The 13,991-nt window shown below is 65.8% G+C and carries 14 protein-coding genes and 3 pseudogenes; 8 read left to right on the top strand and 9 right to left on the bottom strand.

Translation table 11 applies throughout. From position 1 onward, the window contains the following. Positions 1-16 precede the first annotated feature (16 nt). A complete protein-coding gene (locus tag N4S67_RS18825; RefSeq protein WP_260994507.1) occupies positions 17-748 on the top strand; it encodes a GntR family transcriptional regulator in 732 nt (243 codons plus the stop codon). A 57-nt stretch (positions 749-805) separates the two neighbouring features. Here N4S67_RS18825 and N4S67_RS18820 read toward each other — a convergent pair whose 3' ends face one another. Next, positions 806-1,138: a substrate-binding domain-containing protein gene (locus N4S67_RS18820; RefSeq protein WP_390893423.1), complete on the bottom strand. Its 333-nt coding sequence runs from the start codon at positions 1,136-1,138 to the stop codon at positions 806-808. Between the two features lie 19 nt (positions 1,139-1,157). On the opposite strand from N4S67_RS18820, the pseudogene N4S67_RS18815 reads away from it, so the two are divergent. Then, positions 1,158-1,452: pseudogene (locus N4S67_RS18815) on the top strand (MFS transporter); the annotation flags it as partial. On the opposite strand, the gene N4S67_RS18810 reads toward N4S67_RS18815, so the two are convergent. After that, positions 1,449-2,237, bottom strand: coding sequence for a TIM barrel protein (locus N4S67_RS18810; protein WP_260994506.1), 789 nt, complete (start codon positions 2,235-2,237; stop codon positions 1,449-1,451). The pseudogene N4S67_RS18815 and the gene N4S67_RS18810 overlap by 4 nt on opposite strands. Positions 2,238-2,384: 147 nt before the next feature. On the opposite strand from N4S67_RS18810, the gene N4S67_RS18805 reads away from it, so the two are divergent. The 3 genes from N4S67_RS18805 to N4S67_RS18795 are packed head-to-tail and all read left to right on the top strand — an operon-like array spanning position 2,385 to position 5,284. Beyond that, a complete protein-coding gene (locus N4S67_RS18805) occupies positions 2,385-3,374 on the top strand; it encodes a substrate-binding domain-containing protein (protein WP_260994505.1) in 990 nt (329 codons plus the stop codon). A gap of 23 nt (positions 3,375-3,397) precedes the next feature. After that, the gene (locus N4S67_RS18800; RefSeq protein WP_260994504.1) at positions 3,398-4,456 is read left to right on the top strand and encodes an ABC transporter permease; all 1,059 of its coding nucleotides are present in this window, start codon (positions 3,398-3,400) and stop codon (positions 4,454-4,456) included. Positions 4,457-4,459: 3 nt separating this feature from the next. Continuing rightward, positions 4,460-5,284, top strand: a complete 825-nt coding sequence (locus tag N4S67_RS18795) for an ATP-binding cassette domain-containing protein (RefSeq protein ID WP_260994503.1) — start codon at positions 4,460-4,462, stop codon at positions 5,282-5,284. 24 nt (positions 5,285-5,308) lie between these two features. Here N4S67_RS18795 and N4S67_RS18790 read toward each other — a convergent pair whose 3' ends face one another. After that, positions 5,309-5,680 carry a MerR family transcriptional regulator gene (locus N4S67_RS18790; protein WP_260994502.1) on the bottom strand — a complete coding sequence of 124 codons (372 nt, stop codon included), beginning with the start codon at positions 5,678-5,680 and terminating at the stop codon, positions 5,309-5,311. A 64-nt stretch (positions 5,681-5,744) separates the two neighbouring features. Between N4S67_RS18790 and N4S67_RS18785 the strand changes: the two genes are divergently transcribed. Both N4S67_RS18785 and N4S67_RS18780 read left to right on the top strand, forming a co-directional pair. Then, a complete protein-coding gene (locus N4S67_RS18785) occupies positions 5,745-6,608 on the top strand; it encodes a polysaccharide deacetylase family protein (RefSeq protein ID WP_260994501.1) in 864 nt (287 codons plus the stop codon). Positions 6,609-6,696: 88 nt separating this feature from the next. Continuing rightward, entirely contained in the window at positions 6,697-6,843 is a 147-nt protein-coding gene (locus N4S67_RS18780) for a hypothetical protein (protein WP_260994500.1), read from the top strand. On the opposite strand, the gene N4S67_RS18775 is transcribed toward N4S67_RS18780, so the two are convergent. From N4S67_RS18775 to N4S67_RS28120, 6 genes and pseudogenes are all read right to left on the bottom strand, one after another. After that, a complete protein-coding gene (locus N4S67_RS18775) occupies positions 6,840-7,802 on the bottom strand; it encodes a Gfo/Idh/MocA family protein (protein WP_260994499.1) in 963 nt (320 codons plus the stop codon). The genes N4S67_RS18780 and N4S67_RS18775 overlap by 4 nt on opposite strands. After that, entirely contained in the window at positions 7,799-8,665 is an 867-nt protein-coding gene (locus tag N4S67_RS18770) for a TIM barrel protein (protein WP_260994498.1), read from the bottom strand. The genes N4S67_RS18775 and N4S67_RS18770 overlap by 4 nt, the downstream gene beginning before the upstream one ends. Further along, positions 8,662-9,669, bottom strand: a complete 1,008-nt coding sequence (locus N4S67_RS18765; RefSeq protein ID WP_260994497.1) for a Gfo/Idh/MocA family protein — start codon at positions 9,667-9,669, stop codon at positions 8,662-8,664. Before N4S67_RS18765 ends, N4S67_RS18770 begins: the two co-directional genes overlap by 4 nt. Then, the gene (locus tag N4S67_RS18760; protein ID WP_260994496.1) at positions 9,666-10,829 is read right to left on the bottom strand and encodes a phytanoyl-CoA dioxygenase family protein; all 1,164 of its coding nucleotides are present in this window, start codon (positions 10,827-10,829) and stop codon (positions 9,666-9,668) included. Before N4S67_RS18760 ends, N4S67_RS18765 begins: the two co-directional genes overlap by 4 nt. A gap of 150 nt (positions 10,830-10,979) precedes the next feature. Continuing rightward, positions 10,980-11,591, bottom strand: a pseudogene (locus tag N4S67_RS28125) (hypothetical protein); the annotation flags it as partial. 459 nt (positions 11,592-12,050) lie between these two features. Further along, positions 12,051-12,143: pseudogene (locus tag N4S67_RS28120) on the bottom strand (hypothetical protein); the annotation flags it as partial. A gap of 614 nt (positions 12,144-12,757) precedes the next feature. Between N4S67_RS28120 and N4S67_RS18750 the strand changes: the two are divergent. Then, positions 12,758-13,762 carry a LacI family DNA-binding transcriptional regulator gene (locus N4S67_RS18750; protein ID WP_260994494.1) on the top strand — a complete coding sequence of 335 codons (1,005 nt, stop codon included), beginning with the start codon at positions 12,758-12,760 and terminating at the stop codon, positions 13,760-13,762. The last annotated feature ends 229 nt before the right edge of the window (positions 13,763-13,991 follow it).

The raw sequence follows: 13,991 nt of genomic DNA, 5'->3' as shown, positions 1-13,991 counted from the left end.
CGAGATCGGAGACAACGTGCCTTTGACGGTGGAGCTCGACAGGTCAAGCCCTGTTCCCCTCTACTATCAGCTCGCCCAGGCGATCGAAGCTGCGATCCGCGATGGCGAACTCGTGCCCGGTGACCGCTTCGAAAACGAGCTCGCGTTGGCCAAGCGGCTGACGCTTTCCAGACCCACCACCCGCCGAGCGATTCAAGAACTCGTCGATAAAGGGCTGCTGGTGCGCAAGCGTGGTGTCGGCACCCAGGTCGTACAGAATCCGGTACACCGCCGCGTCGAATTGACCAGTCTCTTCGACGATCTCGCGCGGGCGGGACAGGAGCCATCCACCCAACTTCTCGATTACCGGGTTGGTACGCCCGACGAAGAGGTAGCTCGCGAGCTGTCGATTGCCACGGACCGCGAGGTGGTGGCGATCCAACGATTGCGATGTGCCAACGGTGAGCCGCTGGCGGTGATGATCAATCATCTCCCCAAGGAGATTGCGCCCGAGCCGGACGAGCTTGAGATGAATGGCCTGTACCAGTCGCTGCGATCGCGAGGTGTGCACATCCGGTTGGCACGGCAGCGCATCGGCGCGAAGGGTGCGACCCGAAACGAAGCGCGGTTGCTCGGCGAGAAGGTCAACGCGCCGCTGCTCACGATGGCTCGCACGGCGTTCGACGACTCGGGCGCGGCGGTTGAGTTCGGTACACACTGTTACCGTGCCTCGCGGTACTACTTCGACACCACGCTCGTCGACCGATAGGTCGGCGCTGCGGTGGTCCGCGGATCACAAGGCTCGGTCGAAGCACGACGTCGGTTTTCACGTCGTCGACACCCTCGAGCATCGCCACCGCCAACTGGACCGCGTGTCGCGCCAGCGCGGCCGCTCCTGGTGAACTGTGGTCACGTCGATCCGCGGATTGTCCGACAGGCGGGCGTCGTCGTAGCCCATCAGTGAGCGCTCACCCGGTATCTCAACACCCGCCCGGGTGAATACGTCGAGCAGTCCGAGTGCGCATCTATCGCTGCTTGCGAGCACGGCTGTCGGAAGCGAGGTGCTCTTGAGTATCTCGCGAGCCGCGGCAGCGCCGGCTGCCTCGTTGTGAGCGCCGGGTACGGCGTTGTCTTCGGTGAGTATCTTGTGACGCCGCATGGCCCCGAAGAGTTGGTGAGGCACGTGTGTGTGGCTTCTGCTGTCGGAAATCTTCCCGCTCAGTATCCGCGGGTTCGCCATGGGCATCGCAGTCTTCGTGCTGTGGTGCACCAACGCGATCATCTTGTTCGCGTTCCCGGTGCTGAACTCGGCGCTCGGATCGACGGGCACCTTCCTCTCTTTGTGGCCGTCAACGTCGGTTCGTGGGTGTTCGTCCGCCGACGGTGCCCGAGACCAAGGGCACCACGCTCGAGGAACTGGAGGACCGGTCGAGGCCGAGGGTTTGGAGCGCGAGGCGGCGAACGCCTGACTAGTCGAGTGTGAAAGCCGCCCTGAACGACGAGAGGGCGGCTTCACTGTGTTCGGGACCGCCGGAAGCCCATGCCTCCATGCCGACGGTCCCGGTGAACCCGATGTCGCGCAACACCTTTGCGATGGCGGGGTAGTTGATCTCGCCGGTGCCCGGCTCACAGCGGCCGGGGACGTCGGCCACCTGGATCTCGCCGATCGCATCGCCGCACCGGCGTATCAAATCGATGAGGTTTCCCTCGCCGATCTGCGCGTGGTACAGGTCGAGCATCATCCGCACGTTCGGATGGCCCACACCTTCGACCAACGCCAGCGTGTCCTTGGCCCGGGCCAGCGGGACTCCGGGGTGATCGACGATCGTGTTGAGGTTCTCTAGGCAGAACGTCACACCGGCAGCGGCCCCGAGTTCGCCGATACGCTCGAGCGTCCGAATTGCAGTCACCCACATCTGACCGGTCGAGCGCAGTCGGGGGCGTGCGGCCTGACCGTCGACGAGCTCGGCGGTGTGGAGATTGAGTCGTGAAACCCCCAGTGTCTCAGCGGCCTTGATCGACAGCTCCGCTGTTCGTACCACCTGCTCCGCGGTGTCGGGATCGACGAGGTCTCCCATCAGGTATCCCGTCATCGACGAGAATCGGGCGCCGGTCGCGGCCAGCGCCTCCAGGTCCTTGTCATGCCAGCTCCAGATCTCCACCGCGAAGTCCATGCCGGCTATCCGGCGCACGCGTTCAACGATCGGCAGGTGTGTGAACACCATCTCGGAGCACACCGCGAGCTCAAACCCGTTCACGCACACCTCCACCACCTCACCAGGTGGGACGGACTCTAGCATTTGATATGCAGTCCTAATGTCCGAACAAAGTGTTGACTTTCCGGTGTGAGGCGTATTACATCGACTCCTGAGCGTGCTGCGTCGCACGCGCAGAGCGGAGGAATGATGAAGTTCAGTCGGCTCGCGGCGGTTGCCGGGGCGAGCGCGCTCGTGCTCGGGATCGCGTCGTGCTCTTCGACCGGGGGCAAGCCCCGTGAGACGGGTGGCGGCATGGGTGCCGGTACCGCTGACACCCCGCGCGCGGTCGTCGCGATGATCACTCACGAAGTACCGGGTGACTCGTTCTGGGACCTGATCCGCAAGGGCGCGCAGGCCGCCGCCGACAAGGACAACATCGAGTTGCGATACTCGAACGATCCCGAGGCACCCAATCAAGCGAACCTGGTGCAGACCGCGATTGACAGCAAGGTCAACGCGATCGCCTTGACGCTGGCCAAACCGGATGCGATGGCACCTGCGGTGAAAGCCGCGTTGGACGCGGGCATCCCAGTCGTCGCGTTCAATTCGGGATTTGACGACTGGAAGACCATGGGCGTGCAGGAGTACTTCGGCCAGGACGAGAAATTGGCCGGGATCTCGGCGGGTGAGCGTCTGCAGAAGGACGGCGCGAAGAAGGTCGTCTGCGTCATCCAGGAGCAGGGTCAGGTGGCGCTCGAATCGCGGTGCGCCGGTGTCCGTCAGGGCTTCAAAGGTCAGTCCGAGATTCTGAACGTCAACAGCAAGGACATGCCGTCGGTGGAGTCGACGATCACCGCCAAACTCCAGCAGGATCCGTCCATCGACCATGTCGTCGCCCTCGGTGCGCCCATCGCGTTGGCTGCCGTTCAGTCGGTCAGCAACGCAGGAAGCGACGCGGAGGTGGTCACCTTCGACACCAATGCCGCGCTCGTCGACGCGATCAAAGCCGGCGATGTGAAGTGGGCGGTGGACCAGCAGCCGTTTCTCCAGGGCTATCTGGCCATCGACTCGCTGTGGCTGTACCTGAACAACAAGAACCTGATCGGCGGCGGCCAAGCCACCTTGACCGGTCCGTCGTTCATCGACGACACCAACATCGATTCGGTCGCCGAACTGGCCAAGGCCGGGACCCGTTAGCCCGCGGCGGAAGAGAGCACAACATGAGTACACAGACCGGCCTGGACATCGGCGGCCACAAGATTGTCCGCGACGAACGCGTCAAGGAACGAAACCGGGCGCAGCGGCTGCTGATCCGGCCCGAAATGGGTGCGGCGATCGGCGCGGTGTGCATCTTCGTCTTCTTCCTCGTCGTCGCCCCGCCGTTCAGGACGCCGGAGGCCCTGGCCACCGTGCTGTACGCGAGCTCGACCATCGGGATCATGGCGTGTGCTGTCGCTTTGTTGATGATCGGGGGTGAATTCGACCTGTCGTCGGGCGTGGCCGTGACCACGAGTTCACTAGCCGCCTCGATGCTGGCGTACAACTTGCATTTGAACCTCTGGGCCGGCGCCGCGCTGGCGTTGATAGTCGCGCTGGCGGTCGGCTTCTTGAACGGCTACCTGGTGATGAAGACCAAGATCCCCAGCTTCTTGATCACCCTCGGCACTCTGCTGATGCTCACCGGTATCAATCTCGCAGGCACGAAGTTGATTTCAGGCCAGGTTGCCACACCGAGCGTCAATGACATGCAAGGCTGGGACTCCGCGCAGACGGTATTCGCGTCGTCTTGGCCCATCTTCGGCGTCGAGGTGCGCATCACGGTCTTCTGGTGGCTGTTGTTCACCGCTGCCGCCACTTACGTGTTGTTCAAGACACGCATCGGCAACTGGATCTTCGCCGTCGGTGGTGATCAGGAAAGCGCACGCGCTGTAGGTGTTCCGGTCACCATGGTGAAGGTCGGGCTGTTCATGTTCGTCGGCTTCGCGGCGTGGTTCGCCGGAATGCACCTGCTGTTCACGTTCAACACCGTGCAGTCGGGCCAGGGCGTCGGGAACGAGTTCATCTACATCATCGCGGCTGTCATCGGCGGATGCCTGCTCACCGGCGGATACGGCACGGCGATCGGCGCCGCCATCGGCGCGTTCATTTTCGGTATGGCGCAGCAGGGAATCGTCTACGCCGGCTGGAATCCCGATTGGTTCAAGTTCTTCATGGGCGTGATGCTGCTCTTCGCGGTGATCGCCAACAACGCATTCCGCAACTACGCCGCGAAGAGGTGACCCGTGACCGCAACAGTTGACCCGGCCGTTGACGAGGCTCCGTCCGGCGGCCGAGTGCCGCTCGTCGAGTTGAAGAGCATTGGCAAGACCTACGGCAACATCACTGCGCTGAGCGACATCTCGCTGCGTGTCCATGCGGGTGAGGTGACCGGCATCCTCGGTGACAACGGGGCAGGCAAGTCGACGTTGATCAAGATCATCGCCGGCTATCATCCGCCGACGGACGGTGAATTGCTCGTGGATGGTGAGCCGACCCGGTTCACCTCGCCCAAAGATGCGTTGAGCAAGGGCATCGCGACGGTGTATCAGAACCTGGCCGTCGTGCCGTTGATGCCGGTGTGGCGCAACTTCTTTCTCGGCCAGGAGATTCGGAAGAAGACGTTTCCATTCTCGTTGGACTCCAACGCGATGCGCGCCACCACCCTGACGGAATTGTCGAAGATGGGCATCGACCTGCCCGACGTCGACGTGCCGATCGGCTCATTGTCGGGCGGCCAGAAGCAGTGCGTGGCCATCGCTCGGGCGGTGTTCTTCGGCGCCCGTGTGCTCATCCTCGACGAGCCGACGGCCGCACTGGGCGTCAAGCAGTCGGGAGTGGTGCTCAAATACATCACCGCGGCCAAAGAGGCGGGTTTCGGGGTGGTGTTCATCACGCACAACCCTCACCACGCGCACATGGTGGGTGACCACTTCGTACTGCTCAATCGTGGCCAGCAGAAGCTCGACTGCACATATGACGACATCACGCTGGAGCATTTGACCCAGGAGATGGCCGGCGGCGACGAACTCGAGGCGCTCTCACACGAATTGCGGGGTAACGGTGCGTGAGCCGGCCGGGTCGCGCCGCTTGATTCATTGCGGTCGCGCACACTTGCGCAACTCATCGAGGTAGGCCGTCATCGCGTCGCGGTTGCGCGTCATCGCGTCAATGCGGTCGGTCATGCGGTCCCGTTCGCGGAGCAGGACGGCGATGATTTCCGGCGAGGCGTCGGCGAAGTGTATGTCCCGCGGCGTCTTCAAGCACGGCAGGACCTGCCTGATCACCCGGGTCGGCAAGCCTCCCTCGAGCAGCCCTCGAATTTGGATGACCTGATCCGCGAACGCCTCGGTGTACTCGCGATATCCGTTCGCCGATCGCGCAGGCACGATGAGCCCCTGCTCCTCGTAGTAGCGCAGGAGACGCGTGGAGACGCCTGTCCGGCGCGCCAGTTCGCCGATGCGCATGTGGCCCACCTCACACGGTTGTCTCGTTGACCTTCACATCGGTGTGAAGGTTTCAGCATAGGTCATGGACAGCGATCTCATCACCTACACACCGATAACCGAGCGCCCACAGTTGAATTGGCCCGGCGGCGCCCGCATCGCGTTCTACATCGGCCTCAACGTCGAACACTTCGAAATCGACCGTCCGTCGACCAGCATCCACTCCGACACCGCCCAACTCGTTCCTGATCCGTTGAATTACGGTTGGCGCGACTACGGTGCGCGAGTGGGCATCTGGCGTCTGATCGAGGTGTTCGACAAACATGGAATCAGGCCGAGTGTGTTGCTCAACTCCGATGTCGTGCAACGTTATCCGCAGGTCATAGCGGCGGGATGCGCGCGCGATTGGGCGTGGCTGGCGCACGGTAAGAACAACTCGACACTGCAGTCCGGCATGGGCCGCGACGTCGAGCGCGGTTACCTGCACGACGTCATCGCGACGATCGAGGCCGCCACAGGCCGGCGACCGAAGGGTTGGCTGGGCCCTGCGCTCACCGAGACGTTTCATACACCCGAACTGTTGGCGGAAGCCGGGCTGCAGTACACCTTGGACTGGACCAACGATGACCAGCCCTATGCCCTGAATGTGCCGGGCCTCTTCAGCGTTCCGTACTCCGTCGAACTGAACGACATTCCGCTCTTCGTGGGCAAAAGTCTCGGCGGAGCTCAGTTCAATCAGATCGTCCGCGACCAACTTGATCAGCTGTATGTGGACTCCGAGCACAGCGGACGGGTGATGGCATTGGCGTTGCACCCGTTCGTGACGGGACAGCCCTTCAGGGTCAAGTACTTAGACCAAGCGCTCGAGTATGTCGTCAATCACCCAGGAGTGTGGGTCACGACCGCCGACGAAATCGTCGAACACTACATCCGGACGACAACCACGTGACTCGAGTTCGGCACCAATTCACCAGGTCGACACCGTGGGACAGCGCGCCAGGCAGGTCGGTGTCCGACGGAGACGGCACAATGGGTGCGTGCAGACCGAACCCGATCTGAACCGCCACGCTCCCGTCTGGCGTGACCCGCTGTCGGCAGGATGGCGGGCGCACCGAGGCCTGCTACTTCTGCGCTTGCGCTGGCATGAGCGCCGCGCGCAGACACTGCGCGACGGGCGCTCCTAGCGCGGCGCCATTCCGGCGGCTCGGTAGGCCGCGTCAACGAACGCCATGTTCTCCACCGCGTCAGCGGTGTCCAGCGGTAGCGCAGCGCCGTCGCGCACGTGGGCGGCGAATGCCTCCAGCTGGTAGGTGTACGACGGGCGCGTGCCCAGATGTTCTACCGAGACGCCTGCCGGTGTGCGGATGGTCAGTCGGTCGTCGTCCTGGGGCTTGATGAAGTTGTGCACGACGACATCTCCTCGCGTGCCGACAATTCGGAGGGTGAACGAGTAATCGTCGGCAACCATGGAGTTGGCGCTCAATCCCGTTGCGCCCTCAGGGAACGCGATCTCGACGTCGCACCATGCGTCGATACCCGGGCTCTGTTCCTTGGCGTGCGCGCGGACGATGGACGGATGACCGAACTGCCGCATGACGTGCAGGCCGTAACACCCCAGGTCCATCAACGCTCCACCTGCCATCTCGAGCGACCACCTCGGGTCGTCGGCCTCGGGAGCGGGCATCGCCATCCGCGCCTCGACATGCAGGAGGTCACCTACAGTGCCGTTGCCGGCGAGTTCCAGCGCGCGCCGTGTCGCCGGATGAAACAGGTAGTGGAAGCCTTCCAGCACAGTGACTCCCGCTGCGTCGGCGGCCGCGGCGACCTGCTGCGCTTCGGCGCGGTTACGCGCGAAGGGCTTCTCGGTCAGTACGGGCTTTCCGGCCGCGACCGCGACGAGGTTCCACGGAGCGTGCAGTGCGTTCGCCAGCGGGTTGTAGATGACGTCGACGTCGGGATCGTGAATGACGTCCTCGTAGGTGTGCAGCGCGCGTTCGACACCGTGCGTCTCGGCGAACGCCTCAGCCCGTAGCGGATCGCGGGCGGCGACCGCGACGAGTCGATGCCCGAGTTCGTGCGCGGGTCCGACGATTGCCAACTCCGCGATTCGGGACGCGCCGAGCACGCCGATTCGAAGGGTCATACCGGAGCGTGAATCCCGGCCATGAAGTCCACGCTGGCGCGGACGTCGCGCGCCGGCCCCTCGTCGGTGGGTTCGCCGTCGAGAATCGTGTCCTGCTCCATGACGAACCAGCCGTCGAAACCGTTGCGGCGCAACGCGGTGACAATGCCTGCGATATCGACGTCACCGGAGCCCAACGGTGTGTACATGCCCGCATGGACCGCCTCGGTGTACGTCAGCTCGCCGGCCTGTACGCGGCCGGCCACCGTCGCGTCGACGTCCTTCAAGTGCACATGGGCGATGCGCCCGGGTACGGTTCGGGCCAGCTGTAGCGGGTCGGTGCCGCCGATCAGCAGGTGACCGGTGTCCAGACAGAGCTGCACGCCCGACCCCGCCAGCACACGGTCGACGTCCTCGCGGGTCTCGACCATGGTGCCCACGTGCGGGTGCAGCACGGCGAGCACTCCGCGGTCAGCGGCCATCGCGGCGAGCCGATCCAGGTTGGTCAACAGTGCGGTCCACTGCCGGTCGTCCAGCGTGGGACGCGAGTCGTACCCCTCAGCTCCTGTTGCCGCAGCCATCACAAGAACCTCGGCGCCGCAGGCGATCAGCGCGTCGACGGGACCGGCGATGTCCGTCGCGGGATCGTGCCCGGCGTCGTGCAGCAGCACCGGCGCGAAGACTCCGACGCAGGTGAGTCCGTATGAGTTCAGCAGAGTCGTCAGCGCCGCGGGATTCGACGGCAGAAAACCCTCCGGCCCGAGTTCGGTGGCGGAGAGCCCGAGGTCGCGCATCTCGGCGAGCACGCGCTCAGGGCCGAGTTGATAGCCCCAACCGGGCACCTCGCAGACACCCCACGAAATGGGAGCACCAGCCAGTTTCATCGAGACCTCACTTCGTCGATCCGTACGGGGCCTCCGCGTCGCAGCGACTCGGTGGCGGCTTCGGCCAACCAGGCAACCTCGACCGCGTCGGCCACCGTGCACGCCGGGGCGGCGGCGCCGTTGACGACGTCGACGAACGCGGACAGCTCGGCACGAAACGCCTCGGTGAAGCGGTCCATGAAGAAGTGATGCGCCGGACCGGCCGGAAATTCGTTGTCGGGGTCGACGTTTCGCACCGGTGCGCCCTGGTCCCATCCGGCGACGACCGTGCCGTGGAAGCCGTGGACTTCCAGCCGGCAGTCGTAGCCGTGGCCGTTGTAGCGGGCCGCGGACACCAGTCCGAGCGTGCCGCCGTCGAACTTCACGACCACCGCGGCGGTGTCGACATCGCCGAACTCGGCGAACATCGGGTCGCCCTGCACGCTGCCGGTGGCATAGACCTCGACTGCCTGCTGCCCCGTGATCCATCGGATCACATCGAAATCGTGCACAGCGCAGTCACGGAAGATCCCGCCGGAGCCGGCGATGTACTCCATCGGGGGTGGCGCGGGGTCCATCGTCGTGCTGCGGACGGTGTGCAGCGCGCCCAGCGAGCCGTCGTCGACGGCGCGTTTCGCGGCGGCGAACGCCGCATCGAACCGCCGCTGATACCCGACCTGCACCGGCACGCCGGCGCGCAGGATGACCTCGGCGACCCGGGCGCTTTCGGCCGCGGTCGACGCTATTGGTTTCTCGCAGAAGGTCGGTAGCCCCCGTTCGATCGCGGCCAGCGTCAGCTCGGCATGTGCGGGAGTGGCGGCCGCGACGACCACGCCGTCCACGCCCGAGGCCAGCAGTTCCTCCACTGAGGCCGCCGGCTTCGCACCGTGTTTGACCGCGACTGCCGCCACCAGTTCCGGGCGATCGTCGGTGACCACCAGCCCGTCGATGTTGTCCAGCCCGCAGAGGGTGTCGGTGTGGAAGGCACCGATGCGGCCGAGCCCGATCACGCCGAGGGTGGTCATGGGATTCTCCGTTCGTTCTGGTTGCGCAGCGCGAGATCGAGTTGTTCGGGGCTCAGCTCGTCGGCAAGCGCCGCGAGCACCGTGTCGACCTGACTGGGCGGAGCAAGGCTGCCGATCGGCTGATCGCGGTCCAGGTTGGTCGGGAAGGCGTAACCCTCGGCGGTGGCGACGACGACGTTGACTAGATCGCGATCGGGTCGCCCGGCGGTCTTCATCGCGAGGAGATCTGGATAGACCGCTCGCACCATGGCGGTGCGGTCGAGCGCCTCCATGGCGCGGCCGAACGGCGACGACACCTGCAGCAGGTTCGCGATTCGGCGGATGCCGGCCGAAACGTTCGATCCTGCACCGTGATACAGCGCCGGGTTGAAGAACACCGCATCGCCTTTGGCGAGGGGGAGTTGTACGTGATGGTCGGCGAAGAAGTCGATGAACTCCGGCCGGTTGAAGGCGAGGTAGCCGCCCGCGAACTTCTGCGAATGGGGTAGCAGCATCGTCGGACCGCTGGCCACAGGCATGTCGCAATGGGCCACCGCGCCCTGCAGCGTCAACACCGGCGACGTGCGGTGCACGTGCGCTGGATAGTGCGCCAGATGTTCGTCGGGGACAAAGCCCAGGTGATAGTCGCGATGGGGGACCTGTGGCGCGCTGCCCGGGTTGACGACGTTGACCTGAGAGGTGAGCTGATAGCGCGGGCCCAGCCAGGCCTGCGAGATGACGGCGACGGCGTCGTTGGCGTAGTAGTCGGCGAACACCGCGGGGGAGTGCAGGGCCAGCTTCTGTGCCGCGTTCCAAATCCGATCGTTGGCACCCGGTTCGCCGAAGTGATCACCGGCCGCCGTGTCTTCGGCGCGCTGTCGGTCGATGATCGCGAAGAACGCGGCGCTGGCCCGGTCGACGATGTCTGCGGCGAACGCGCCTTCGACCAGCACCACCCCGGGCCCGTCGGCGAGCGCGCCGATCAGCTCGGTTTGCAGCACGCGTCGGTCGGCGCGCGCGAACCCGTCGGCCGTGTAGAGAAGCACGTTGTCCCGCACGCCCTCGGCGTGTGGGTAGGCCGCGGTATCGGTCTCGCGAAGCACCTCGGCGCGGAAGTCCTCGAGCCGGAGATCAGCCTCGTGTATCCAAGCTCGATTCGCCGAGCTCACGGGTGCCGCCATGTCGTTCAGTCTTGCCGTATCAGTGGCCTCAGGCAACGGCATGAATCCATCAAAAATACCTCACGGCCGACGACGCTCAGGGGCATCGGATCACCGATGCCCCTGAGCCTTAATCGCGCGGACTAGCGAGCAGTCCTGCGGTCCGGCCGGTCAGACGCCACCGTCGTCGCCACCGGCACCGCCGGCTCCGCCGCCGCCTCCGGGGCCGCCCGAGCTGCCCATGCCGCCCGCGCCTGCGGTGCCGCCCTTTCCAGGCTGGCCCGCGGTGCCGTCGCCGCTGGTGCCGCCTGCTCCGCCGACGCCACCGGTGCCACCCTTGCCGCCGTCGCCGTTCTCTCCGGCCGTGCCGGATGTATCACCGCTGCCGGCCGACCCGGCCGTGCCGCCCTTGCCGCCGGTGCCGCCGGTTCCGCCCTGGCCGCCAGTGCCACCTGCGCCGTCGGTTCCGCTGCCGCCGCCACCGGTTCCGGCTGAACCGCCGTTGCCGCCCTCGCCTCCGGCGCCACCAGTGCCGCCCGCGGCGCCGTCGCCGCCGTCGCCGCCGTCGCCGCCTGGCCCGATCTCGGTGTCGCCGCCGTCACCGCCTGCACCGCCGCTGCCGCCAGTCGCTCCGGTACCGCCTTGGCCGCCCTGGCCGCCAGCGCCGCCGTCGCCCCCAACGCCGAGGAACCCGCCGCTGCCGCCCTTCCCGCCGTTACCGCCGGCCGTGCCGGTGCCGCCGGTGACACCGGCCGCACCGTTTCCACCGTTGCCGCCGTTGCCGCCGACGCTGTAGTCGAGACCGGTCGGGTCATCTCCGCCGTCACCGCCCGCGCCGCCGTTGCCGCCGCCGCCGAGGGCGTTACCGCCGTTGCCGCCGTCACTCGCCAAATTGGAGTCCGTCCCATCAGCGCCGGCCCCGCCGATTCCGCCGTTGCCGCCGCCCGTACCGCCCTGACCGCCGTTGCCGCCAGCGGTGCTGCCATCGAACTCGGCCGTGCCGTCGGCGCCTGGACCCCCGTTTTGAACGCCGACGCCGTCGTTGCCGTTGCCGGTCGTGGGATTGGTGCCAGCCGTGTTCATGGTCACTGGGTTCTTGCCGGGGGCGCCGGTGCCGCCATTGCCGCCGGCGCCACCGGACCCGCCCTGGCCGATGCCGAACAGGGCGCCGTTGCCGCCGTCGCCGCCATTCCCCCCGGCGAGGGTGGCATTGCCGTCGGCGCCCTTGCCGCCGTTGCCGCCGTTGCCGTAAAACCATCCGGCGTTGCCGCCCTTGCCGCCATTGGCCCCGGCGGTGGTCGGGCTGAAGCCGTTGCCGCCGCTGCCGGCGAACATTCCGCCGGCGAAGCCGTCCGGATGCGCCGCGGTGCCGTCTGCGCCGTTGCCGATGAACAGATTCAGGACCGGGATCGCCCCGGCCATATCCAGGAACGCTTCGATGTCCGCCGGGTTACCGATGGCGAACGCGTCATTGAGAGCCTGGGAGTTGCCCAGCTGGGCGCAGCCGAACAGGCTGCTGTTGGCGCACGAGAATGAAGCCACAGGCGCGGACTCCTCGGGCAGCGCATGCGCTGCGGGAGCGGCGAGCAACGCCGCTGCGGGTGCGGCGAGCACGATGCCTGCGCCGCTGATCGCGACCGCCGTAGTAGTTACGCGACGATGCGACTTCGATGAACGATGCGAGCCCGGACCTCGCTTGCTTCGATTGGACACCTGAACTTCCCCCTTCAAGAGTTCCTGCCACCGGCAGCTCGAGCGTCCGCCCGCGGCATTGCTGTACGTAGGGCATCGTCGGTCGGCAGCCGCCTCACGGCGTGAGTAGCCGGCTACTCGAAATTTGCAGTGACACCACGCGAATACCGCGTTGGCGGGACGGAGAGCCGCTACTGTGGGCCGGACAGCCAGCGTCACACCAGAAACACCTCATAAACACCTCAGAACGGACCACGATGCCGCACCGCTACAAAGTCCGGGAGATTGCACAGCAGTCCGGCCTGAGTGAGGCGACGGTCGACCGCGTGCTGCACCGGCGCCCGGGGGTGCGCGAGAACACCAGGGCCGAAGTCGAACAGGCGATCGCCGATCTCGACAAGCAGCGCGCGCAATTGCGACTCAACGGGCGGCGTTACCTGATCGACGTCGTCATGCAGACCCCGCACCGGTTTTCCGATGCCTTTCGCGCGGCGATCGAGGCCGAACTGCCCGCGTTCGCGCCCGCCATGGTCCGGGCGCGGTTTCACCTCTGGGAGTCCGGACCGACCGATCAGATGGTCGAAGTACTCCACGGACTTCGCGGCAGTCACGGCGTGGTCCTCAAAGCGCAGGACGCACCCGACGTCGTCGAAGCAATCGACGGCCTCGTCGAGGCCGGCATCCCCGTCGTCACCTATGCGACCGACGTGCCGACGAGTTCGCGGTGCGGGTACGTCGGCATCGACAACCACGGCGCGGGGCTGACCGCGGCGTACCTCATGCGTCAGTGGCTCGGTTCCACTCCGTCCGATGTCCTCATCACGCTCAGTCGCACGGTCTTCCGCGGTGAGGGGGAGCGCGAGGTCGGTTTCCGCACGGCCTTGCGCGGCTCCGGACGCACGATCGTCGAGGTCAGCGACAGCGATGGCATCGACGCAACGAACGAGCGCCTGGTGCTCGAGGCCCTGGAGCAGAACCCAGCCGTCTCGGCGGTCTACTCCGTCGGCGGCGGCAACACCGCCACCGTCGCCGCCTTCGACCGGCTCGGCCGGGCATGTCAGGTGTTCATCGCCCACGACCTCGACGCCGACAATCGGCGGCTGCTGCGCGAGGGCCGCATTTCAGCGGTACTGCACAACGACCTGCGGGCGGACGCTCGACTCGGGATGCGACTGATTTTGCAGGAACGCGGCGCGTTGCCGGCCGAGCCGACTCGACCGGCGCCCATCCAGGTCGTCACCCCGTACAACCTGCCGCTCTAGGTGCTAGCAACTGGCTACTGATCGGTAACTATTTCCTTAGAATCGGATGTCTCGCAGACGTGACGAACACCACAGTTTTGTCTCATGGCAGGTGGTCGCACATCGCCTGATCAGCGGGTTCGGTCAACAACCGACGGTTCGCTCGCCATCGTCTCGGTAAAGGGCTACCTAAGAGAAGTGCAATAATCGGTACTGGCAGTGACATCAAAACTTCGGTGAGTGTCCACCG

Source organism: Mycobacterium deserti, assembly GCF_025345615.1.
Taxonomy (GTDB): Bacteria; Actinomycetota; Actinomycetes; order Mycobacteriales; family Mycobacteriaceae; genus Mycobacterium; species Mycobacterium deserti.
This window is presented reverse-complemented; position numbering and strand designations above follow the sequence as displayed.